At 69.3% G+C, this 20,444-nt stretch carries 26 protein-coding genes; 10 read left to right on the plus strand and 16 right to left on the minus strand.

The window, feature by feature from the left end; translation table 11 throughout:
• Positions 1-77: 77 nt before the first annotated feature.
• Genes OG766_RS22380 through OG766_RS22390 form a run of 3 tightly spaced genes read left to right on the plus strand, consistent with a single transcriptional unit; the run spans position 78 to position 1,650 of the window.
• Positions 78-464 (plus strand): ArsR/SmtB family transcription factor, encoded by a 387-nt coding sequence (locus tag OG766_RS22380; protein WP_266382114.1) that lies wholly within the window; start codon positions 78-80, stop codon positions 462-464.
• Entirely contained in the window at positions 368-1,207 is an 840-nt protein-coding gene (locus tag OG766_RS22385; RefSeq protein WP_423247085.1) for an aquaporin, read from the plus strand. The genes OG766_RS22380 and OG766_RS22385 overlap by 97 nt, the downstream gene beginning before the upstream one ends.
• A gap of 23 nt (positions 1,208-1,230) precedes the next feature.
• Complete coding sequence (locus OG766_RS22390; RefSeq protein ID WP_328726049.1) at positions 1,231-1,650, plus strand: arsenate reductase ArsC; 420 nt, start codon at positions 1,231-1,233, stop codon at positions 1,648-1,650.
• A gap of 167 nt (positions 1,651-1,817) precedes the next feature.
• On the opposite strand, the gene OG766_RS22395 is transcribed toward OG766_RS22390, so the two are convergent.
• From OG766_RS22395 to OG766_RS22410, 4 genes are all read right to left on the minus strand, one after another.
• Positions 1,818-2,603, minus strand: coding sequence for an ABC transporter permease (locus OG766_RS22395; protein WP_266387926.1), 786 nt, complete (start codon positions 2,601-2,603; stop codon positions 1,818-1,820).
• Positions 2,600-3,562 carry an ATP-binding cassette domain-containing protein gene (locus OG766_RS22400; RefSeq protein ID WP_328726050.1) on the minus strand — a complete coding sequence of 321 codons (963 nt, stop codon included), beginning with the start codon at positions 3,560-3,562 and terminating at the stop codon, positions 2,600-2,602. The genes OG766_RS22395 and OG766_RS22400 overlap by 4 nt, the downstream gene beginning before the upstream one ends.
• Positions 3,563-3,578: 16 nt before the next feature.
• Positions 3,579-4,250: a DUF4097 family beta strand repeat-containing protein gene (locus OG766_RS22405; RefSeq protein WP_328726051.1), complete on the minus strand. Its 672-nt coding sequence runs from the start codon at positions 4,248-4,250 to the stop codon at positions 3,579-3,581.
• 445 nt (positions 4,251-4,695) lie between these two features.
• On the minus strand, positions 4,696-5,349 hold the full coding sequence (locus OG766_RS22410; RefSeq protein ID WP_266382130.1) for a DUF4291 domain-containing protein: 654 nt from the start codon (positions 5,347-5,349) through the stop codon (positions 4,696-4,698).
• A gap of 191 nt (positions 5,350-5,540) precedes the next feature.
• Between OG766_RS22410 and msrA (OG766_RS22415) the strand changes: the two genes are divergently transcribed.
• Positions 5,541-6,053, plus strand: a complete 513-nt coding sequence (msrA, locus tag OG766_RS22415; protein WP_328726052.1) for a peptide-methionine (S)-S-oxide reductase MsrA — start codon at positions 5,541-5,543, stop codon at positions 6,051-6,053.
• Positions 6,054-6,197: 144 nt separating this feature from the next.
• Here msrA (OG766_RS22415) and OG766_RS22420 read toward each other — a convergent pair whose 3' ends face one another.
• From OG766_RS22420 to OG766_RS22445, 6 genes are all read right to left on the minus strand, one after another.
• On the minus strand, positions 6,198-6,626 hold the full coding sequence (locus tag OG766_RS22420) for a VOC family protein (protein WP_328726053.1): 429 nt from the start codon (positions 6,624-6,626) through the stop codon (positions 6,198-6,200).
• A gap of 129 nt (positions 6,627-6,755) precedes the next feature.
• A complete protein-coding gene (locus OG766_RS22425; protein WP_328726054.1) occupies positions 6,756-6,968 on the minus strand; it encodes a DUF6584 family protein in 213 nt (70 codons plus the stop codon).
• A 679-nt stretch (positions 6,969-7,647) separates the two neighbouring features.
• The gene (locus OG766_RS22430; protein ID WP_266382142.1) at positions 7,648-7,914 is read right to left on the minus strand and encodes a DUF6959 family protein; all 267 of its coding nucleotides are present in this window, start codon (positions 7,912-7,914) and stop codon (positions 7,648-7,650) included.
• A 443-nt stretch (positions 7,915-8,357) separates the two neighbouring features.
• Positions 8,358-8,864 carry a DUF6584 family protein gene (locus OG766_RS22435; protein ID WP_266382144.1) on the minus strand — a complete coding sequence of 169 codons (507 nt, stop codon included), beginning with the start codon at positions 8,862-8,864 and terminating at the stop codon, positions 8,358-8,360.
• A 308-nt stretch (positions 8,865-9,172) separates the two neighbouring features.
• A complete protein-coding gene (gene msrA / locus OG766_RS22440; RefSeq protein WP_328726055.1) occupies positions 9,173-9,850 on the minus strand; it encodes a peptide-methionine (S)-S-oxide reductase MsrA in 678 nt (225 codons plus the stop codon).
• Positions 9,851-9,969: 119 nt separating this feature from the next.
• Positions 9,970-11,076 carry a hypothetical protein gene (locus OG766_RS22445; RefSeq protein ID WP_266382189.1) on the minus strand — a complete coding sequence of 369 codons (1,107 nt, stop codon included), beginning with the start codon at positions 11,074-11,076 and terminating at the stop codon, positions 9,970-9,972.
• Positions 11,077-11,171: 95 nt separating this feature from the next.
• Between OG766_RS22445 and OG766_RS22450 the strand changes: the two genes are divergently transcribed.
• On the plus strand, positions 11,172-12,317 hold the full coding sequence (locus OG766_RS22450; protein ID WP_266382192.1) for a cystathionine gamma-synthase: 1,146 nt from the start codon (positions 11,172-11,174) through the stop codon (positions 12,315-12,317).
• Between the two features lie 197 nt (positions 12,318-12,514).
• Here OG766_RS22450 and OG766_RS22455 read toward each other — a convergent pair whose 3' ends face one another.
• From OG766_RS22455 to OG766_RS22470, 4 genes are all read right to left on the minus strand, one after another.
• The gene (locus tag OG766_RS22455; RefSeq protein WP_266382195.1) at positions 12,515-12,706 is read right to left on the minus strand and encodes a DUF1059 domain-containing protein; all 192 of its coding nucleotides are present in this window, start codon (positions 12,704-12,706) and stop codon (positions 12,515-12,517) included.
• A gap of 126 nt (positions 12,707-12,832) precedes the next feature.
• Complete coding sequence (locus OG766_RS22460; protein WP_266382198.1) at positions 12,833-13,087, minus strand: hypothetical protein; 255 nt, start codon at positions 13,085-13,087, stop codon at positions 12,833-12,835.
• On the minus strand, positions 13,084-13,587 hold the full coding sequence (locus tag OG766_RS22465) for a sigma factor-like helix-turn-helix DNA-binding protein (RefSeq protein WP_328726056.1): 504 nt from the start codon (positions 13,585-13,587) through the stop codon (positions 13,084-13,086). The genes OG766_RS22460 and OG766_RS22465 overlap by 4 nt, the downstream gene beginning before the upstream one ends.
• 31 nt (positions 13,588-13,618) lie before the next feature.
• On the minus strand, positions 13,619-14,131 hold the full coding sequence (locus OG766_RS22470) for a MarR family winged helix-turn-helix transcriptional regulator (RefSeq protein WP_328726057.1): 513 nt from the start codon (positions 14,129-14,131) through the stop codon (positions 13,619-13,621).
• A 145-nt stretch (positions 14,132-14,276) separates the two neighbouring features.
• Here OG766_RS22470 and ilvA point away from each other — a divergent pair, with 145 nt between their 5' ends.
• The 3 genes from ilvA to OG766_RS22485 all read left to right on the plus strand — a co-directional run bounded on the left by ilvA (position 14,277) and on the right by OG766_RS22485 (position 17,676).
• A complete protein-coding gene (gene ilvA / locus OG766_RS22475; protein ID WP_266382208.1) occupies positions 14,277-15,506 on the plus strand; it encodes a threonine ammonia-lyase in 1,230 nt (409 codons plus the stop codon).
• Positions 15,507-15,775: 269 nt separating this feature from the next.
• Entirely contained in the window at positions 15,776-16,819 is a 1,044-nt protein-coding gene (locus tag OG766_RS22480; RefSeq protein ID WP_266382211.1) for an ATP-binding cassette domain-containing protein, read from the plus strand.
• The gene (locus OG766_RS22485) at positions 16,816-17,676 is read left to right on the plus strand and encodes an ABC transporter permease (RefSeq protein ID WP_266382214.1); all 861 of its coding nucleotides are present in this window, start codon (positions 16,816-16,818) and stop codon (positions 17,674-17,676) included. The genes OG766_RS22480 and OG766_RS22485 overlap by 4 nt, the downstream gene beginning before the upstream one ends.
• A 172-nt stretch (positions 17,677-17,848) precedes the next feature.
• On the opposite strand, the gene greA is transcribed toward OG766_RS22485, so the two are convergent.
• Positions 17,849-18,346: a transcription elongation factor GreA gene (greA, locus tag OG766_RS22490; protein WP_266382217.1), complete on the minus strand. Its 498-nt coding sequence runs from the start codon at positions 18,344-18,346 to the stop codon at positions 17,849-17,851.
• A 169-nt stretch (positions 18,347-18,515) separates the two neighbouring features.
• Positions 18,516-18,932 (minus strand): DUF4307 domain-containing protein, encoded by a 417-nt coding sequence (locus OG766_RS22495; RefSeq protein ID WP_328726058.1) that lies wholly within the window; start codon positions 18,930-18,932, stop codon positions 18,516-18,518.
• Between the two features lie 121 nt (positions 18,933-19,053).
• On the opposite strand from OG766_RS22495, the gene mca reads away from it, so the two are divergent.
• Together mca and OG766_RS22505 are read left to right on the plus strand one after the other, a co-directional pair.
• Complete coding sequence (mca, locus tag OG766_RS22500; protein ID WP_266382222.1) at positions 19,054-19,941, plus strand: mycothiol conjugate amidase Mca; 888 nt, start codon at positions 19,054-19,056, stop codon at positions 19,939-19,941.
• Between the two features lie 108 nt (positions 19,942-20,049).
• Positions 20,050-20,292 carry a hypothetical protein gene (locus OG766_RS22505; protein WP_266382225.1) on the plus strand — a complete coding sequence of 81 codons (243 nt, stop codon included), beginning with the start codon at positions 20,050-20,052 and terminating at the stop codon, positions 20,290-20,292.
• Positions 20,293-20,444 lie beyond the last annotated feature (152 nt).

Below are 20,444 nucleotides of genomic sequence, written 5' to 3' on the forward strand. Positions count from 1 at the left end.
ACGTTCATCGACGTTCATCGATACAGGCTGGTGAGATCGAGGTTGTCAATTAATTCGATAGCTGTCAACATAGACACATGTCGAAATCAGAGCTGCCGGTGATCGGGCAGGACGATCAGACGGAGTGCTGCGCGCCGATGGTTCGCGAACCGCTCGGCGAAGAGGTTGCCGCCGACCTGGCCCGGATGTTCAAGGCCCTGTCCGACCCGGTCCGCCTGCGCCTGCTGTCCCTGATCGCCTCGTACGAGGGCGGCGAGGCATGTGTCTGTGATCTGACCGGCCCGTTCGACGTGTCCCAACCGACGATCTCCCACCACCTGAAGGTGCTCAGGGAAGCGGGCCTGGTGGGATCCGAGCGGCGCGGCACATGGGTCTACTACTGGGTCGTGCCCGCCGCGCTGGCCCGGCTGTCGTCGCTCCTGCAGGCACCGTCCGAATCCGTACCGGTCGGAGCGGCCACGTGACCGAGCCCGCTCCCCTCGGACGCCGTGCCCTGGCCGAGCTGGTGGGCACGGCCGCCCTCGTCGCGATCGTGGTCGGCTCGGGCATCCAGGCCACGGAGCTGACGCGCGACGTCGGCATACAGCTGCTGGCCAACTCCCTGGCCACCGTCTTCGGCCTCGGCGTCCTGATCGCTCTGCTCGGCCCGGTCTCCGGCGCTCACTTCAACCCGGTCGTCACGCTGGCCGCCTGGTGGACCGGACGCCATACGGGGGACAGGCTGAGCCTGCGCGCCGTCGCCGCGTACGTACCCGCGCAGATCGCCGGGGGCATCGGCGGCGCGATCCTCGCGAACGCGATGTTCGCCGAACCCCTGATCCGGTTCTCCACGCACGAACGGTCCGCCGGGCCCCTGTGGCTGGGCGAGGTCGTCGCCACCGCGGGCCTGGTCCTCCTCGTCCTCGGGCTGGCACGTACCGGCCGGCAGAACATCGGCCCGGTCGCGGTCGCCTCCTACATCGGCGCGGCGTACTGGTTCACGTCCTCCACCAGCTTCGCCAACCCGGCGGTGACCATCGCCCGCGCCTTCTCCGACACCTTCGCCGGGATCGCCCCCGCCTCTGTGCCGCCGTTCATCGCGTTCCAACTCGTCGGCGCCGTCGTCGGTGTCGCCCTCGTCGCCGTCCTGTTCGGCCGGCCACAGGCGACGGCGGACGACGTGACCGCCTCCCACGGTGAGCCCGAACTCACCACCGTCAACCGCTGACCGCCCTGCCCGAGGAAGACTCCGTGAGTACTGCCGAAACCCCGTCCGTGCTGTTCGTCTGCGTCCACAACGCGGGGCGCTCCCAGATGGCCGCCGCGTTCCTCACCCACCTCGGCGGCGACCGGGTCGACGTCCGCTCGGCGGGCTCCGCCCCTGCCGACACCGTGAACCCCGCCGTGGTCGAGGCCATGGGCGAAGCGGGCATCGACATCTCCGCCGAGACCCCCAAGGTGTTGACCACCGAGGCGGTACAGGCGTCGGACGTCGTCATCACCATGGGCTGCGGCGACGCCTGCCCCTACTTCCCCGGCAAGCGCTACCTCGACTGGACGCTCGACGACCCCGCCGGCCAGGGCGTCGACGCCGTACGGCCGATCCGGGACGAGATCGAGCAGCGCATCCGCGGCCTGCTGGACGAACTCGGCGTCGACGTACGCGGATGACACCTCGGTGGGCATCCACCGATCCGGCATCGACGACGGCGACGACACCTCCTTCGAGGTGCGATGGCCTTGCAGACGAACGGGGCGGCGCACTCCGACGGGGTGTCGGTGTACGCCGCCCTTGGGTGGGACGAGTTGCGGGAGGCGGCCCGTAGGCTGCCGCCCTCCTACTTCGGATCGCGGTTGAAGACCGACTTGGACCAGACGTAGCCGAGCACCGTGAGGCCCAGGCACCAGGCCACGGCGAGCCATCCGTTGTGGCCGATCTCGGTGCCGAGCAGCAGGCCGCGCAGGGTCTCGATGGCTGGCGTGAAGGGCTGGTACTCGGCGATCGGCTGGAACCAGCCCGGCATCGCGTCGACCGGCACGAAGGCGCTCGAGATGAGCGGCAGGACGACCAGCGGCAGCGCGTTGTTGCTCGCCGCCTCGGCGTTCGGGCTGACCATGCCCATCCCGACCGCGATCCAGGTCAGCGCCAGGGCGACGAGCGCCATCAGCCCGAGCGCCGCCACCCACTCCAGGACGGTGGCGTCCGTGGACCGGAAGCCGATGGCCACGGCGACGGCACCGACGAGGACGACACTCATCACCGACTGCAGGACGCTGCCGATGACGTGCCCGATGAGCACGGAGCCTCTGTGGATCGCCATCGTGCGGAAGCGGGCGATGATGCCCTCGGTCATGTCGTTGGAGACGGACACCGCCGTCCCGACGACGGTGCCTCCGATGGTCATCATCAGGATGCCCGGCACGACGTAGGCGATGTACTCGGAACGGTCGCCGCCCCCCATGCCCGCACTCATCACGTCGCCGAAGATGTAGACGAAGAGCAGCAGCAGGACGATCGGGGTGAGCAGCAGGTTGAGGGTGAGGGAGGGGTAGCGGCGGGCGTGCAGGAGGTTGCGGCGCAGCATGGTGGAGGAGTCGCGTACGGCGAGGGAGAGGGAGCTCATCGGACGGTCTCCTCGGTCTGGTGGGGGATGTGGGTGGTGTCGGTGAGGGCGAAGAAGACGTCGTCGAGGTCGGGGGTGTGGACGGTCAGTTCGTCGGCCTCGATGCGGGCCGTGTCGAGGCGGTCGAGGATGGAGCGCAGTTCGCGTTGGCTGCCGTCGCTGGGGATCTGCAGGGCCAGTGCTTCGTCGTCCCGGGAGGCTTCGCGCAGTGCGGAGGCGGCGGAGCGGTAGGTGGCCGGGTCGGTGAAGCGGAGCCGGACGTGTCCGCCGGGGATGAGCCGCTTGAGTTCCTCGGCGCTCCCCTCGGCGGCGATCCTGCCGCCGTGGAGTACGGCGATGCGGTCGGCGAGTTCGTCGGCCTCCTCCAGGTACTGGGTGGTGAGGAAGACGGTGACGCCGCCTGTGACGAGTTCGCGGATGATCTGCCACATGTTGTGGCGGGCGCGGGGGTCGAGGCCGGTGGTCGGCTCGTCGAGGAAGATGATCCGCGGGTTGCCGACCAGGGTCATGGCGATGTCGAGGCGGCGCTTCATGCCGCCGGAGTAGGTGGACGCGGGCTTCTTCGCCGCCTCGACCAGGTCGAAGCGTTCCAGCAGTTCGGCGGCGACCCGGCGTCCCTCGCGCTTGGAGAGGTGGTGCAGGTCCGCCATGAGGAGCATGTTCTCCTCGCCGGTGATCAGGCCGTCGACGGCGGAGAACTGCCCGGTGACACCGATCGCCGCCCGTACGGCCCGCGGGTCGGTGGCCAGGTCGTGGCCGCCGACGCGGAGCTGGCCACTGGCGGGGTCAGGGGAGATGAGGGTGGAGAGGATCTTGACGGCGGTGGTCTTGCCGGCGCCGTTCGGCCCGAGCAGGGAGAAGATCGTTCCTTCCGGGACGGCCAGGTCGATGCCGTCGAGGACGGTCTTGTCGCCGTAGGACTTGCGCAGCCCGTTCGCCGCGATGGCCAGGTCGGTCATGAGAGGTGCTCCTTCTTCACAGACTGCGGGCGGTGACGTCGCCGTAGGCGGTGGTCGCGTGGATGTGCAGGCCGGCGGCGGCGCCGTCGGTGTTCTTGAGCGCGTTGTGGATCCGGCCGTAGGTGGTGCCGGCGTCCAGGGAGGCGGAGACTCCGTGGGCGGCGCCGACCGAGATCTCACCGTGCTCGGTGCGCAGCGTGACCGTGCCGCGCACCGCCTCGGTGATGTGGATGTCGCCCTTCTGGGTGCTCATCTCCGCGGGGCCGCCCAGACGGCCGACCGAGATGTCGCCGGCGAGGAGGGTGACGCGGGTGCTGTCGGCCTCGTCGAGCTTGACCGTCGCCTGCGCGCCCTCGAAGGCGACGTCACCGAGCCGTCCGACGCCCCGGAACTCGGCGCCGGCCGCCTTCGCCTCGATCCGCGAGCCGGCGGGCAGTTGGACCGTCACCTCGATGGACCCGGAAGCGCCGAGGATCCGCTTCTTCGCCTCCCGGGTCTTGATCCGCAGGACGCCGTCGCCGTACGCGACTTCGGTCTGCTCCGCCGCCGCCACGTCGCGGCTCTCGGCGGCGTCCGCGGGCAGGACCTCGACCGTGGTGTCGGCCCGCTCGGCGGCGATGAACCGGATGCGCCCCGCGGGGATGTCGAGGACGGCGGAGACCGGGGCGGGGGTGTCGAACTTCTGCATCGTGCTCTCCTTCTTCAGTAGCGGGCGCTCCTTCGGCCCGCTGTTTCTGATGAAGGAAAAGCTACGTTGCGTTCATGAATCTGGCAACAGAGTCGTTGCGCATGATTGCTGTTATTGCAGCTAGAAGCCGCTAAATCATTGCAATGGTTTCGCGCGTAATGCAACGACCCTCATCTCGTGCGTTGCAATGGATGGAGGTGAACGCTATGCCGGACACACCACCGACCACGAAGGAGACCGTGATGTCCGGGCCCGCGGACCAGGCCCGCGGAGTCGTCCATGCGAAACCCGAAACGACCTCGGGCGGCACTGCCGGGCCGAGTTCAGACCACTGACGGACAGCCGTCCCCGTCCCGTCCTCGTCAATGTCGCGGTCCGGGTACCGCTGTGACTGGCTGCTCCCGCTCTGCGGGGCAGGTGTTCATGGCCAGGTGTTCGTGGCTGTTCAGCCAGCGGTCTCGGCCACACCGATCGGACGCGAGTCATCCGGGCTGCCGGGCCGTTGGGCGCCGAGCCGGTGGGCGAGGTCTTCGTCCCCAAGGGGGTACGGGCGTTCCTGGGGCAGCAGTCGGGCGGCGGAGTCCAGGTCACCACCGCTCACGAGGGCGTGGATCTCGTGGGCCAGTGGGGTCACGTCGCGGATGGAGACCGTCCACTCGTCGGCGTAGCGTCGTACGGCCTCACCGGAGAGGCCGAGTTGCAGGGACCGGTACGGCAGGGGCTGCAGGCGCAGGTCCCGCTCGGGGTCCCACTGTGCGCGAGTGGGTGCACGCTTCAACTGACGTTGCCAGGTGGCCCGGTCGGGATGCACCCCGCGGACGTAGCCCGACAGGCACGCGTGGCGCAGCGCCCACTCGAAGCCGTCACGGCCGATCTCGACGGCGAGGACGGTCTCCTGCCCCGCTTTCGTGCCCCAGCCGCAGCGGTACATCATCCACAGGAACGACGGCTTGATCCACGTCATCCTGTCCCGTTTCCACGCGGCAGGGAAACGGCCCTCCCGGGCGGCGGGCTGACCGATTTCCGGGCGGTACGCCTGGTAGACGGTGATCGTGGAGTCCGAGTAGGCCGCACGGATCCCGCGCTGCGGTTCTTCCATGGCGTACAGCGTGGGGTCGGCCGGTTCAGGCGGCCACTGATTTTCGACCGCCGACCACTGCGACGCAGAGCACCCCGCCCGTGCGGAATCGCGTGGCAGCCTCTCGTGTTGCAGCAGGTGCGTGAGGGATGCCGGTGGTGTGTGAACCGAGCAGCCCGAGCGACCGAGCCGACACATATTGGAGGGCTGTAATGGCGTCGCAGACGCAGAGGGCCGTGCTCGCGGGCGGATGCTTCTGGGGGATGCAGGACCTGATCCGCCGGCTCCCGGGGGTGACGGCGACCCGGGTCGGATACACCGGGGGTGATGTGCCGAACGCGACGTACCGTAACCACGGCACGCACGCGGAGGCCATCGAGATCCTTTTCGACCCCGAGAAGACCGACTTCCGCGCGATCCTGGAGCTCTTCTTCCAGATCCACGACCCGAGCACCAAGAACCGCCAGGGCAACGACATGGGCCTCAGCTACCGCTCGGCGATCTACTACGTGGACGACGAGCAGAAGCGGGTCGCCGAGGACACGATCGCGGATGTGGACGCCTCCGGACTGTGGCCGGGCAAGGTCGTCACCGAGGTCGAGCCGGTCGGCCCCTTCTGGGAGGCCGAACCCGAGCACCAGGACTACCTGGAGCGTTACCCGGACGGATACACCTGCCACTTCCCGCGTCCGGGATGGCGGCTGCCTGCCCGCACGGAGGGCTGACCGGCGCGACGCGGCCCGGCCGCGGGCGCAGGCCGGCCCGGCGGGGTCCGCGCCGGTCCGTGCTTGCGCTCCGCGGGGCCGGTGGTGCCCCGCGGTGGATGACGGGTCTCAGCCGCCGGCTCTGGTTCGCCGACTCGGGGATGCTCAGTCGAGACAGAACTCGTTGCCCTCGATGTCCTGCATCGGGATGCACGCGTCATTGCCGTCATACAGCGTTCGCACGTGTACCGCGCCGAGCGGGACCAGTCGTGCGCATTCGGCCTCAAGTGCGGCGAGGCGCTCTTCACCCACGAGTCCGGTGGCGACCCGCACGTCGAGATGCAGCCGGTTCTTGGCGGCTTTCCCTTCGGGGACGCGCTGGAAGTACAGTCGCGGGCCCACACCCGACGGATCACTGCAGGCGAACCATGAATCCCGCTGCTCAGGTGGCTGCGAGCACGTGAAGTCGTCCCAAGTGGCAAACCCCTCCGGTGGCGGCGGCACGACGTACCCCAACACCTCGCACCAGAAACGAGCGAGGCGCTCAGGTTCTGCGCAGTCGAAGGTGACTTGGAACTGCTTGATCGCGGACATCGGCGCACCCTAGCAGGGGCTCTGTTGCTCATTTCCCGGTGTGGAACCACATGTTGTCGGGAGGACGGCCCTTGCGAGCGATGCATTGGCTGGGCGCTGCCATCGTAGGGATGTCTCACGTGACCTGAGTCAGTCGAAGAGGGCGATGAGTCCGTTGACCCAGATCGCGAGGAACGCAAGGACTGTTACCAGGCATCCAGCCCCTGCCAGACAGCCGGGGAACGAGCTTCCTCTGCTGTCTTCCTTCGAGCCGGACGGCACCGTGTCCCAGTCGACGGGGCGTCCCACGGCTTCCGAGCGGGCCGGCGCCCCGGACCAGGCAGGAGACCAACCCCTCTCCACCGCCCTGAGTTGATCCTCAGTGCTGGACCACGACGCAGGTGAGCGTCGTGCTGCCTGACTTGACGACGAATTGGGACCCGCTGAGGCCGCCGATGTCAAACCTGCCCCCTTCGTCCGTTGGGACGGTGTCCGAACTGGACCCCGAGTAGGTCACCTTCGTGCCGCCAGGGAATCCCTCACCCCAGAGGTGATACTTGCCGTTCGACTCTCTTTCGACATTGCACGTCGCGCTGGGTGCGGCGCCGGGCGCTGTGGTGGTCGACGCGTATGCGGCGACCGCAGGGCCCAGCGCGAGCGCGGGGACGATCAGGGATGCGAATGCTGCGAGACGACGATTTCGGTTCATCGTTCTACCTCCCTTGGGGCGACCAGATGGGCCGGTCGAGGGTGACAGCACCGTCACCGGCGGTATCGGTCGCACAGGACGCCGATGAGTAAAGCCTCACTCCGCTCCACGGTGGGTACATCACCCCGCATGGGCGATATGTCCGGCTTGTTCATCGACGTGTTTTCCGTGGGGATGCGAGCCACCGTGTCGTCCTTGAGTCGGGCAGCCGGTCCGCCGCTGTACAGCAACGAAATACAGCAACCCCAGTAACCGCCCGGGTCGGGAGCACCTCTCCAGAGCCTTGACGCCACCGGAGCGACCATCGCCGAGCGATCCGGCTTGAGCTACGGATCAGAAGGGTCGAGGGACCCCGTGAGCTCCGAGCGCATCGATGTAACGCTGAAGCTTCGAGCTCAGCTCAGCCTGAAGGAGGCTTGCCGCGTGTCGAGCTGCCTCCAGGTCGCCGGCGGTGCACAGGTCGACCAGCTCGGCCACGTCCGACCGGAGAATGCTGAGAGTGTCGCCCTGGATCAAGACTCCGGGGAAGCGGCGACCTGGAAGGCGGACCATCGCGTCGTTGCCGCCGTCGGTGAACAGCTCGGCCTCTACCCGTTCCATCGGAGCCCCTCGTCTCAGTTTCCGTCTCATTCAGCGTGGTTCACGACGGTTCAGGCCAGGACCGGAGAAGGTACCCCACGGGCTGCGAGCCGCCGCAGCCTGCCCTACCCAATCGAGCAACCGCCCGTACCAGTGTTGCCACGTCATGAGCCGCTGCCGCCGGCAGCACCACGCGCAGACTCCCGCCGTCCGCAGCTGTACTTGCCTGACTCCTCGGTCGGGTCCGGGTCCGGGTCCAGCCCGGTCGGGCAGGACGCTCCCGAGTTGGTTTCGATTAGCTTGACGCCCGTCCCGGCAAACCTGCGCTGCCATGTGCCTCGTCCCGGGAGGGCGGTTGGTCGTCGAGCATCACCAGGCGGTGGGTGAAGAACGACTGTCTCCACCGTGGCGGCTACCTCCGGGCCTTAGCCGCCCACTCGATGTCCTGTCTCGCGTGACCTGAGTCAGTCGAAGAGGGCGATGAGTCCGTTGACCCAGATCGCGAGGAACGCAAGGACTGTTACCAGGCATCCAGCCCCTGCCAGACAGCCGGGGAACGAGCTTCCTCTGCTGTCTTCCTTCGAGCCGGACGGCACCGTGTCCCAGTCGACGGGGCGTCCCACGGCTTCCGAGCAGGCTGCTCGTACTGCTGCTAGTTGCTCTCTGGCGAATGCCGTTCGGGCAAGCGACTCAGGACCACGCCAGGCAAGTGCGTGCATGCGCTGCTGAGCCGTGCGGTACCTCGCCTCGAAGGCCTCGGTCTCAGCTGCGTTTTGGTCCTCTTCGAGGTACGTCCAACGGCCGGCTTCCGCGTGCTCTCCGTACAGGCGGTAGACCTCGGCCAGGCGGCGACGAAGCATCAGGTCGTTCGGGAAGGACGACACCAGTCCACGCAGACGCTGGCGCGCGACGGGAACCCGGCCGGCAGTCAGATCTGCATCGACTCGGGCAAGGGTGTCTCTCAACGGCATGGGTGCATGATCGGGTACTGCAGCCACTGCCGTCGACCTGGTTTCCTCGCTCAGTAAGTCGCCTGTTGTGGTTGCCCAGGATCGCGCTGGGCGTCGGTGTACGGCGTGCTTGCGAGCGGCCGCGTGTCGTGGCCGCAGACCGGAGAATCCCTCTTCCTCCTGCGTTGTAGCCGTTCAGGTACGACACGTAGTCGCCGCAGGAGGTGTCCAAGCCGTACGTGCCGGGCCGTGTCCGGATCAGCCCCGAGTGCTCTCTGAAGCCGAACTCGCCGATACGGCGATCTCCGAACACGGACACCGGCGTGTGGTCAGCCTTCCCTGGGATCCGGGGCCGGAGCGACGCCGATCGGGCAGGACACACCCGTCCCGCCGATGCCGCAGTAGCCCGCGGGGTTCTTGTCCAGGTACTGCTGGTGGTAGTCCTCCGCCGGGTAGAAGGGGCGGCCATCCGCCGGGAGGAGTTCCGTGGTGATCGTGCCGTGGCCCGAGCCCGTCAGGGCCCGCTGGTAGGACTCGCGGGAGGACTGGGCCGTGGTGGCCTGGGACGGGGTGTGGGTGTGGAGCGCCGAGCGGTACTGGGTGCCGACGTCGTTGCCCTGGCGGAAGCCCTGGGTGGGGTCGTGGGACTCCCAGAAGACCTTCAGGAGCTGTTCGTAGGTGACGACGGACGGGTCGAAGACGACGCGGACGGCCTCGGTGTGGCCCGTCAGGCCGGAGCAGACCTCTTCGTAGGTGGGGTTCTCCGTGTAGCCGCCCTGGTAGCCGACGAGGGTGGTCCAGACGCCCTTCGTCTGCCAGAACTTGCGCTCCGCGCCCCAGAAGCAGCCCAGCGCGAAGTCGGCGACCTCGAGGCCCTCGGGATAAGGGCCGAGGAGGGCGTTGCCGAGGACCGTGTGGTGGGCGGGGACGTCGAAGGCCGGGGTTTCGCGGCCGCGCAGCGCCTGGGTGGCGGTGGGCAGCTCGGGGACGCGGCGGTTCAGGAACATGCGGGGGACTCCTCCTGGAGTGAAGGGTGCAGTGTCCAGAACGCGGACGGGGCCCGCGGGATTCCCCCGCGGGCCCCGTCCGGAGCGCCTGTCGGTACTGCGGCATCGGTGCGCCGGCGTCAGTGCGACAGCGTCGCCGGGCTGCCGCCGTTCGCCTCGTAGCCCGCCACCGCGAGCGCCCGGTAGACCGCGTACTCCGCCGCCGGGTCGCCGCCGTGCGTCCACGGCAGGGCACCGACGTGGCCGTCCACCCGCAGCAGCTGGTGCATGGCCTCGGCCCAGCGCTCGGACCTGACCAGGAAGAAGACGAGCAGATGGCGGACGTGGGGGAGCACCGGGTCGTCGGCCCTCGCGGTGTGCGCCGCGTGCAGTGCGCCCTCCACCGCCTTGGTGACCACCGCGCTCTGGTAGAAGCCGGTCACCAGATTGACCTCGGGCAGGTGCTCGAACACCGCGAACAGCGGCAGTGCGGCCAGCAGCGAGCCCTGGGGTGCGCGGGCCGCCGAGGTGGTCGCGAAGTGGTCGGCCTCCTCGCGTGAGCCGTGCCACTTCTCGCACCAGTAGTGCAGCGCGGCGAGATGGGCGCCCATGTGCGTGGGGGCGCGGTCGATCACCTTCGCCCAGAGCTGGTCGAACTGCTCGTGGGAGTAGCCGAGTCCGCGGGCCACGGCCAGTTCGACGATGTACGGGACGGGGTCGCCGGGTGCCAGCAGGGCCGCCTCGCCGCAGACCGTACGGGCCTCCTCCAGGATGATCCGGAAGTCGTCGCTGCCGACGCCGCCGGAGGACCGCCACGCCTGCTGCACCAGGAACTCCGCGTGCACGGCCGCGCCGCCCGCGTCCTTCGGGGACTCCGCGCGCCAGGTGCGCAGCCACGAGCCTCCGGTCCCGGGCTGCTGCTGCAGCTCCAGCGATGCCGCGCCCGCGAACGCCTGCACCCGCTGCCAGCGTCGCTCGCCCTCCTTCTCGGTGCCGGAGAGCAGCTGGGACGCGGCCCGCCAGTCCTGGGTGCGCTGCACCAGGTCGAGCACGTCGAGGAGGTCCTGGTCGGGCCCGGGCAGCCGCAGGTCGAGCTCCTCCTGGCGTACGAAGCCGTACGCGGCGGGGTCGGCGGCGTCCGGTGATCCGGGTGCGACCTGACGGACGGCGTGGCGGCGGCGCAGCATGTACGGGCCGATCGCCGCGGCCAGCAGGCCCAGCGCGAGCAGGAACCAGAGAATCTCCATACGGCCATTGTCCCGGACGGCCCAGTGACGGGAACCGGTCAGGGGGCCGGGTACGAGGCCGGGTAAGCGCCGGGTGGGGACTACGCTCGGGTCGCATGAGCGACCAGCACAGCTTCGAGACCATCGCGATCCACGCGGGCAACAGCGCCGACCCGCTGACCGGCGCGGTCGTCCCGCCCATCTACCAGGTGTCCACCTACAAGCAGGACGGTGTGGGCGGACTGCGCGGCGGCTACGAGTACAGCCGCAGCGCCAACCCGACCCGTACCGCGCTGGAGGAGAACCTCGCGGCGCTGGAGGGCGGCCGCCGGGGCCTCGCCTTCGCCTCCGGCCTCGCCGCCGAGGACTGCCTGCTGCGTACGCTGCTGGTGCCCGGCGATCACGTGGTGATCCCGAACGACGCGTACGGCGGCACCTTCCGGCTCTTCGCCAAGGTGGTGCAGCGGTGGGGTGTGGAGTACTCCGTCGCCGACACCTCGGACCCGGCGTCGGTCAGGGCCGCCCTGACCGACCGTACGAAGGTGATCTGGGTCGAGACGCCGTCCAACCCGCTGCTCGGCATCACCGACATCGCCGCCGTCGCGGACATCGCCCGCACCGCCGGGGCGAAGCTCGTCGTCGACAACACCTTCGCCAGCCCCTATCTGCAGCAGCCGCTCGCGCTGGGCGCGGACATCGTCGTGCACTCGCTGACCAAGTACATGGGCGGCCACTCGGACGTGGTCGGCGGTGCGCTGATCACCGGCGACGCCGGTCTCGGTGAGGAGCTGGCGTACCACCAGAACGCGATGGGCGCGGTCGCCGGTCCCTTCGACTCGTGGATCGTGCTGCGGGGCATCAAGACGCTGCCGGTCCGTATGGACCGGCACAGCGAGAACGCGACGCGGGTCGCGGAGATGCTGACCAGCCACCCGAAGGTCACGCGGGTCCTGTACCCGGGGCTGGAGGAGCACCCGGGGCACGAGGTCGCGGCGAAGCAGATGAAGAGCTTCGGCGGGATGGTGTCGTTCCAGGTCCAGGGTGGCGAGGAGGCGGCGGTCGAGGTCTGCAACCGCGCGAAGCTCTTCACCCTCGGTGAGTCGCTGGGTGGTGTCGAGTCCCTGATCGAGCACCCTGGCCGGATGACGCACGCGAGCGTCGCCGGGTCCGCGCTGGAGGTTCCGGCGGATCTGGTGCGGCTGTCCGTCGGGATCGAGTCGGTGGACGATCTCCTCGCGGACCTGCAGCAGGCGCTGGGCTGACCTTCGTGGGGCGCTGCCCCGGGCCCCGGTACCGCCGCCCGGCGGGCCGGGGCCCGTTGTCGTACGGGCTGTGCGGGCAGTTCGGACGGGCTGTGCGGGGCGTGCGGGCAGTTCGTACGGGCCGGCCGGGTCGTACGCGGGCGGGGGCAGGGGCGTGCGGGCGGGGGCGAGCAGATCGCAGCGAGCGGACGGGCCGGTCAGGTGCTGACCTTCTCGTCCTCCAGCATGCTGTGTATCTGTTCGCGGAGTTCCGCGGTGTCGGTGTGGCCGTGGACGGATACGGCGTGTTCCGTGGCGGCCTGGAGGACTTCCTCCTCCTGGCCGGAGATGGTGAGCGTGCAACCCGTCTCGCTCGGGAACCTGCGGCAATCGGCAACTTTTCTGGTCATGACGACCTCCTGTCTGATGCGTTGCGCCGCTCGTTCCAGGATAGGTCCGGCCTCACGAGCTCTCACCAGCCGGCCGTGTCACCGACCGACCGTGTGTCAGCAGCCCTCGTGTCAGCAGCCCTCGTGTCACCAGCCCTCGACCTCCGGCGTCGTCGTCGACGGCGGTACGACCCACGGTTCGGCGGCCGCCGCCCACACCGCGAACGCGATCGCGGCCGCGAGCAGCAGCGCACAGCCCACGCGGTGCAGTGCCCTGCGGCGGCGTCGCAGCCGGGCGCCCCGGTGGGCCGCGCGCAGGTGCAGGTCGCCGGGGACCAGCGGATGCGGGGCGTCGAGCATCCGCCGTACTTCTTCCTCCTTGCGGCCGCCCTGCCGGGTCATGACGCATCCCTCCAGGTCGGGGCGCGCAGCCGCGGCGGGCGGGTGCTGCGCAGGACGGAGACGGCACGGGTGCCGATCGCCCGGACCCGTTCCACCGGCAGTCCGAGCAGCGCCGCGGTCTGTTCCTCGGGCACGCCCTCGTACAGGCGCAGTACGACGACGAGCCGCTCCTGCGGGACGAGCCGGACCAGTACCCCGGCGTCCGCGCCGGCGTCCCAGGTCCTGGCCCGTCGCCGCAGCCGCCAGGCGCTCCGGGCGAAGCGGGTGACGAGTTCCTGGCGGGTGCGGTCGTACGGGTCCTCGTCGTGGCGCCGGTCCCACTCCGCGTACATCTCGGCCAGCGCGCCGACCAGCAGCCGCTGTGCCTCGGGGCTGTGCCCGGGCGACTCCGCCGTCAGCAGCGTCGCGACATGGAGCAGCCGGCCACCCGCGCCCGCGACGAATGCCTCGAATTCCCGGGCGCGGCGGTCGGCGAGCGTGGACTCTCGCCTCTCGCGCACGTCCTCATATCAGAGCAGGCGGCGGCTGCGGTCAAGAGGTCGGGGACGGCTCCGTCGCTTCACCGGGGAGCCCGGCCTGCCGGGCGGAGAGCGCCGAGTTGAAACGCGTGAGCAGCGTGCAGAACGATTCCCGCTCCTCGGGCGTCCAGCCGTCGGTCACCTGGGCCATCAACTCGCGCCGCGAGGAGCGCACTTCCTCCAGTCGGGACTGGCCGCGCGGCGACAGCTGCAGGACGACGGCACGGCCGTCCTCCGGGTGCGAGGTGCGCTTCACCAGGCCCGTGTCGACGAGCGGCGCGACCTGGCGGGTGACGGTCGAGGAGTCGATGCCCATTCCGGCCGCGAGGGCCTTCACGCCCATCGGGCCTTCCTGGTCGAGCCGGTTGAGCAGCAGATAGGCGGCACGATCCATCGAGTTGCGGACCTGACCGACGCCGCCGAGCCGGGTCTGCTCGGCTCTGCGCGCGAAGAGGGCCACCTGGTGCTGGAGGGCATCGAGGAGACCGGGGTCTAGATCAGTCGTCATGTCCTGAGATGTGGGCATGGCTGCGGGCTCTCTCGTGCGGTGGTCAGTTGGTGGGGGACAGAGTACGCGGAGCCGGGCGAGTGCGTACGGGCCCTGCGAAATCCTGTGGACAACTGTGTGACCGGGGCGGCCGTCACCCCGCTGAGCTGCGAGACTTGCTGTCATGAGCTTCCGCACGCCTGGCCCCTTTCACCCGCTCATCCTCGACGACGTCCGAGGGGCCCAGAAGATGCTCGCCGGTGTGGCCCGCATGACGCCGATGGAGGGCAGTCGGTATCTGTCGGGCCTGGTCGGAGCCCCGGTGCACCTCAAGTGCGAGAACCTCCAGCGGACGGGCTCGTTCAAGCTGCGCGGCGCGTACGTACGGATCTCCGGGCTGCGTCCCGAGGAGCGCGCGGCGGGCGTCGTCGCGGCGTCGGCGGGCAATCACGCGCAGGGCGTGGCCCTGGCGTCCTCGCTCCTCGGCGTGCACTCCACGGTGTTCATGCCCCAGGGGGCGCCGCTGCCGAAGATCGCGGCGACCCGGGACTACGGCGCCGATGTGCGGCTGCACGGCCAGGTCGTCGACGAGAGCTTGGCCGCGGCGCAGGAGTACGCGTACGAGACCGGCGCGGTCTTCATCCACCCCTTCGACCACCCGGACATCATCGCGGGTCAGGGCACTGTGGGTCTGGAGATCCTGGAGCAGTGCCCGGAGGTGCGGACGATCGTCGTCGGGGTCGGGGGTGGTGGTCTGGCGGCGGGTATCGCGGTCGCGGTGAAGGCGCTGCGTCCCGATGTGAAGGTGATCGGGGTCCAGGCGGAGGGCGCGGCGGCGTTTCCGCCGTCGCTGGCCGCGGGCCGGCCGGTGGCCGTCGAGGCGCCGGTGACCATGGCGGACGGCATCAAGGTGGGCTGCCCCGGCGATGTGACGTACACGATCGTCGAGGAGCTGGTGGACGAGGTGCGCACGGTGTCGGAGGACGCGCTCTCCTCGGCGCTGCTGCTGTGCCTGGAGCGGGCGAAGCAGGTCGTCGAACCGGCGGGGGCGAGTCCCGTCGCCGCGCTGCTCAGCGAGCCCCGGGCCTTCCAGGGGCCGGTCGTGGCCGTGCTGTCGGGCGGCAATGTGGACCCGCTGCTGATGCAGCGCATCCTGCGGCACGGCATGGCGGCGGCGGGCCGCTATCTGTCGCTGCGGCTGAGGCTGGCGGACCGGCCCGGGGCGCTCGCGACGCTGCTGGGGGTGTTGTCAGTGGTGGATGCGAATGTTCTGGACGTGGGGCATGTGCGGACCGATCCGCGGCTCGGCCTGACGGAGGTCGAGGTGGAGCTCCAGCTGGAGACGAAGGGGCCGGAGCACTGTGCGGAGGTCGGTGCGGCGTTGGAGGAGGCGGGGTACCGGGTCATCGGCTGAGGCCGAGCCGCCCACGACACTGCCCGCGGCACTGCGGACGACACCGCCCGCGGCACTGCCCGCGGCACCACTCACGACACTGCCCGCAGAACTGCTGACGACAGCCTTACGGCAGGGCTTGTGTATCGCGATGTATCGCGTTACCTTGTGGCCCGCGCCGCTATTTTCGGATGCGTCGGTCGACGGCAATACCTAAGCTTGCGCGGCAATCGCCTGAAGTAAGCGGTCCATAAGTCATGACCTCATCCTCTGCCACTGGGAGTACCCACATGCCAGGCGCCATTTACGCCGAAGGTCTGGTGAAGACCTTCGGCGAGGTAAGGGCTCTGGACGGAGTTGATCTCGACGTTCCCGAGGGCACCGTCCTCGGGCTCCTCGGCCCGAACGGCGCGGGCAAGACCACCGCCGTGCGCGTCCTGACCACCCTGCTCCAGCCCGACAGCGGCAAGGCGGTCGTGGCGGGCATCGACGTCCTCAAGAATCCCAACGAAGTCCGGCGGTCGATCGGGCTCTCCGGCCAGTTCGCCGCCGTCGACGAGTATCTGACGGGGCGCGAGAACCTGCAGATGGTCGGGCGGCTGTACCAGATGAACGCGAAGGCGGCGAAGGTCCGGGCCGGCGAGCTGCTGGAGCGGTTCAACCTCGCCGACGCGGCCGACCGCCCGGCCAAGACATACTCCGGCGGTATGCGCCGCCGTCTCGACCTCGCGGCCGCGCTGGTCGTCTCCCCGCCCGTGATGTTCATGGACGAGCCGACGACCGGTCTCGACCCGCGAAACCGTCAGGCGCTGTGGGAGGTCATCAAGGAGCTCGTCGGCGGCGGTACGACCCTGCTCCTCACCACCCAGTACCTGGAGGAGGCCGACCACCTCGCCGACGCCATCTGCGTCATCGACCACGGCAAGGTCATCGCCCGTGGCACGTCGGACGAGCTCAAGGCCCGTACCGGCGGCGAGCGCGTCGAGGTCGTCGTCCACCGGCCCGAGGAGATCGCCCCGGCCCGTGACGTCCTCCTCCGCTTCGGCATGGACGGCGCCGAGGCCGCCGACGTCGCCGTGGACGCGCACACCCGCAGGCTCACCGTCCCGGTCGCGGGAGGCGCCAAGCTGCTCGCCGAGGTCATCCGCGAGCTGGACACCATCGGCATCGAGATCGACGACATCGGTCTGCGCCGGCCGACCCTCGACGACGTCTTCATCTCCCTGACCGGCCACCACGCCGAGGCGGCCGCGGAGGACAACGGCGAGGTGCCGGCGGCCCGGCAGTCGAAAGAGCGCAAGGACCGCAAGGCCGGAAAGGAGGCCGTGAAGTGACCACCGTCCAGGAAGCGGCGGACCGCGTCGCGGCCCCCCGTCCGCGCGGCGGCATCGCACAGTCGGTGAGCGATTCGCTCGTCGTCGCCAAGCGCAATCTGATCCGTATGACGCGGATCCCGGAGATGATCATCTTCGGCATGATCCAGCCGATCATGTTCGTGGTGCTGTTCACGTACGTCTTCGGCGGCTCCATCCAGGTCGGCGGGTCCACCTCGACGCAGGCCTACCGCGAGTTCCTGATGGCCGGCATCTTCGCCCAGACCGTGACGTTCGCCACGGCGGGTGCCGGTGCGGGCATCGCCGACGACATGCACAAGGGCCTCATCGACCGCTTCCGGTCGCTGCCCATGGCGCGCGGTGCGGTCCTCACCGGCCGTACGCTCGCCGACCTGGTGCAGACGGCGCTCACGCTCGTCGTCCTCGCCGTCGTGGCACTGATCGTCGGCTGGCGCGTCCACGAGAACATCGGCAAGGTGCTGCTCGGCTTCATGCTGCTGCTCCTGCTCGGGTACGCGTTCTCCTGGATCGGCGCGCTGATCGGCCTCTCCGTGCGTACGCCCGAGGCGGCCACCTCCGGCGGACTGATCTGGCTGTTCCCGCTGACGTTCATCTCGAACGCCTTCGTGGACGCCAACCAGATGCCGACGTTCCTGCGGACGATCGCCGAGTGGAACCCGTTCAGCGCGACCGTGCAGGCGTGCCGTGAGCTGTTCGGCAATCTGCCGCCCGGCTTCAAGGCGCCCGAGGCATGGCCCATGCAGCACCCGATCCTGGCCTCGGTGCTCTGGTCGGTGCTGATCCTGCTCGTCTTCCGCACCCTGGCGGTCCGCAAGTACCGCTCGGCGACGGTCTGAGCCCGCGGGCTCACATCAGTCGCTCACATCAGTCGCTCACACTGGGCGCTCACATCAGTCGCTCACACCGGGCGCTCGCGCACACAGCAGGCGCTCACACAGACAGAAGGTCCCCGGCACCACACGGTGCCGGGGACCTTCCGTATACGGCCTGCTGGCGGGGACGGGCGGCTCAGCCCTGGTACGGCTTGGCCTCGACGATCCTGACCATGGCGGTCTTGCCGTTGGGCAGCTCGTACTCCGCGTCCTCGCCGATCTTCTTGCCGTTGACGCCCGCGCCGAGCGGGGACTGGGGCGAGTACGTCGAGATGTCGCCCGACGCGTACTCGCGGGAGGCGAGCAGGAAGGTCTCGGTGTCGCTCTCGTCACCGTCGAAGGCGACGGTCACGACCATGCCGGGGGCCACCGTGCCGTTGTCCGCCGGGGCCTCACCGACCTTCGCCTTCTCCAGGAGCTGGGTCAGCTGGCGCACACGGAGCTCCTGCTTGCCCTGCTCCTCCTTGGCCGCGTGGTACCCGCCGTTCTCCCGCAGGTCGCCCTCCTCACGGGCCGCCTCGATCTTCTTCGCGATCTCGACGCGTGCGGGACCAGACAGGTACTCCAGCTCGGCCTTGAGCTGGTTGTACGCCTCCTGGGTGAGCCAGGTGACGTTCTCACTGGTCTGGGTCACAGGTGCTCCTCGTAGGTACTGGGGATACAAAGCATCGCCCTACCCAGAAGGATGTGCCTTCACGAGTGGGCGAAACCACGAGCCTAACAATTGGCGAAGGAAAGGGGGAGGACCAAAAGCCATCAAAAATCTGTCAACGCAGGTCAGCGCCGACGCGGCGGAGAAAACGTCAGCCCTTCGGCCCGTCGTCCGCGACACAGCCCGCCAGCTCGGCACTGGTCGCCCTCTCCGTGGTACGCACGGTGACGACCTCGTCGATCCGGCTCTCACGGGCATCGAAGCGGACGTCGCGCCTGCCGACCTCGCTGCCGTCCTCCGCGCGCGAACGCAGGGTGCAGGAGCCCTGGGCGTCCGCGTCCTTGCGGACCTCGAGATGGACCTGGACCCGGTCGTCCGCCGTGACGTCGAACTTGATGATCTCGGCGCTGATCCGCTGGCCGCTCACGTAGTCGTAGCCGAACCAGCCGATCATGGCGATCAGGCCCGCACCCAGCACCGCGCCCACGATCTTGAGCTTGCGGTCGGCGCGCTCGTCCGCCGAGCGGCCGTAGCGGCCCTCGGGAAGCTCTTCGCGCACCGCGCTCATGATCGTCCTCTCACGGTCGGAGACGCCGGAATTTTCGGCCCGCCGATTCCGTCACTATAGAAGCCGCCCGATGCCCTACACCGCTGAGGGCCCGATGCCCTACATCACTGAGGATCGAGTCTTGACTGAGCAGCTGCGACTGATGGCCGTTCACGCCCACCCCGACGACGAGTCGAGCAAGGGCGCGGCCACGATGGCGAAGTACGTGTCCGAGGGGGTGGACGTGCTGGTCGTGACCTGCACGGGAGGCGAGCGCGGCTCCATCCTCAACCCCAAGCTCCAGGGCGACAGATACATCGAGGAGAACATCCACGAGGTCCGCCGCAAGGAGATGGACGAGGCCCGGGAGATCCTCGGCGTGAAGCAGGAATGGCTCGGCTTCGTCGACTCCGGCCTGCCGGAGGGCGACCCGCTGCCCCCGCTCCCCGAGGGCTGCTTCGCCCTGGAGGACGTCGACAAGGCGGCGGGCGAGCTGGTGCGGAAGATCCGCTCCTTCCGCCCGCAGGTCATCACGACGTACGACGAGAACGGCGGGTATCCGCACCCGGACCACATCATGACCCACAAGATCACGATGGTGGCCTTCGACGGTGCGGCCGACACCGAGAAGTACCCCGAGTCCGAGTACGGGCCGGCCTGGCAGTCGCAGAAGCTCTACTACAACCAGGGCTTCAACAAGCCGCGTACGGTCGCCCTCCACGAGGCGCTGCTCGCGCGTGGCCTGGAGTCTCCGTACGGCGAGTGGCTGGAGCGCTGGAAGGAGTTCGAGCGCGCCGAGCGGACGCTCACGACGCATGTGCCGTGCGCCGACTTCTTCGAGACCCGCGACAAGGCGCTGATCGCTCACGCGACGCAGATCGATCCGGACGGCGGCTGGTTCCGCGTGCCGATGGACATCCAGAGGGAGGTCTGGCCGACGGAGGAGTACGAGCTGGCCAAGTCCCTCGTCGACACCTCCCTGCCGGAGGACGACCTCTTCGCCGGTGTGCGGAGCGTCGTCACCGTCTGACCGGCCCCGTTCGCGCTGTTCTCCCGGCCCCGGGCGGCCCCGGGTGGGCCGGGAGAACGCGTTCGGAGCGCCCGGGTATGGTCGGTACATCCACACAAGGAGCGTTCGATGAGCAGCACTGGCCTGGCGATGACGCATCTCGTCCCTCTCGCCGCGGAGCTCGACAAGAACAAGGTGACGCCCGGCGTCCTCGGGTTCGTCGTCTTCGCGGTGATGGCGGCTGGGGTATGGCTGCTGATGAAGTCGATGAACCGGCACATGGGCCGCGTGAACTTCGAGGAGTCGCCGACGGCGACGGGCACGAAGGGCACCGCGGGCGCGGAGGCGTCCGGGCCGACGAAGGGCGCGTAACCCTTCGGCCCGCCCCGCCCGCGGGGCGGGGCGCACCCGAGCGGCGGGCCCGCCCGTGCTCGTGGGCCGGCGGCCCGGTGCCACGCCGCGCGAACCGCGACCGTGGCCCGTACCGCACGTTTCCGGTGCCGGACGGGCTCGGAAGGCGCCTG

It is taken from the genome of Streptomyces sp. NBC_00259, assembly GCF_036181745.1.
In the GTDB taxonomy this organism is placed as follows: Bacteria; Actinomycetota; Actinomycetes; order Streptomycetales; family Streptomycetaceae; genus Streptomyces; species Streptomyces pratisoli.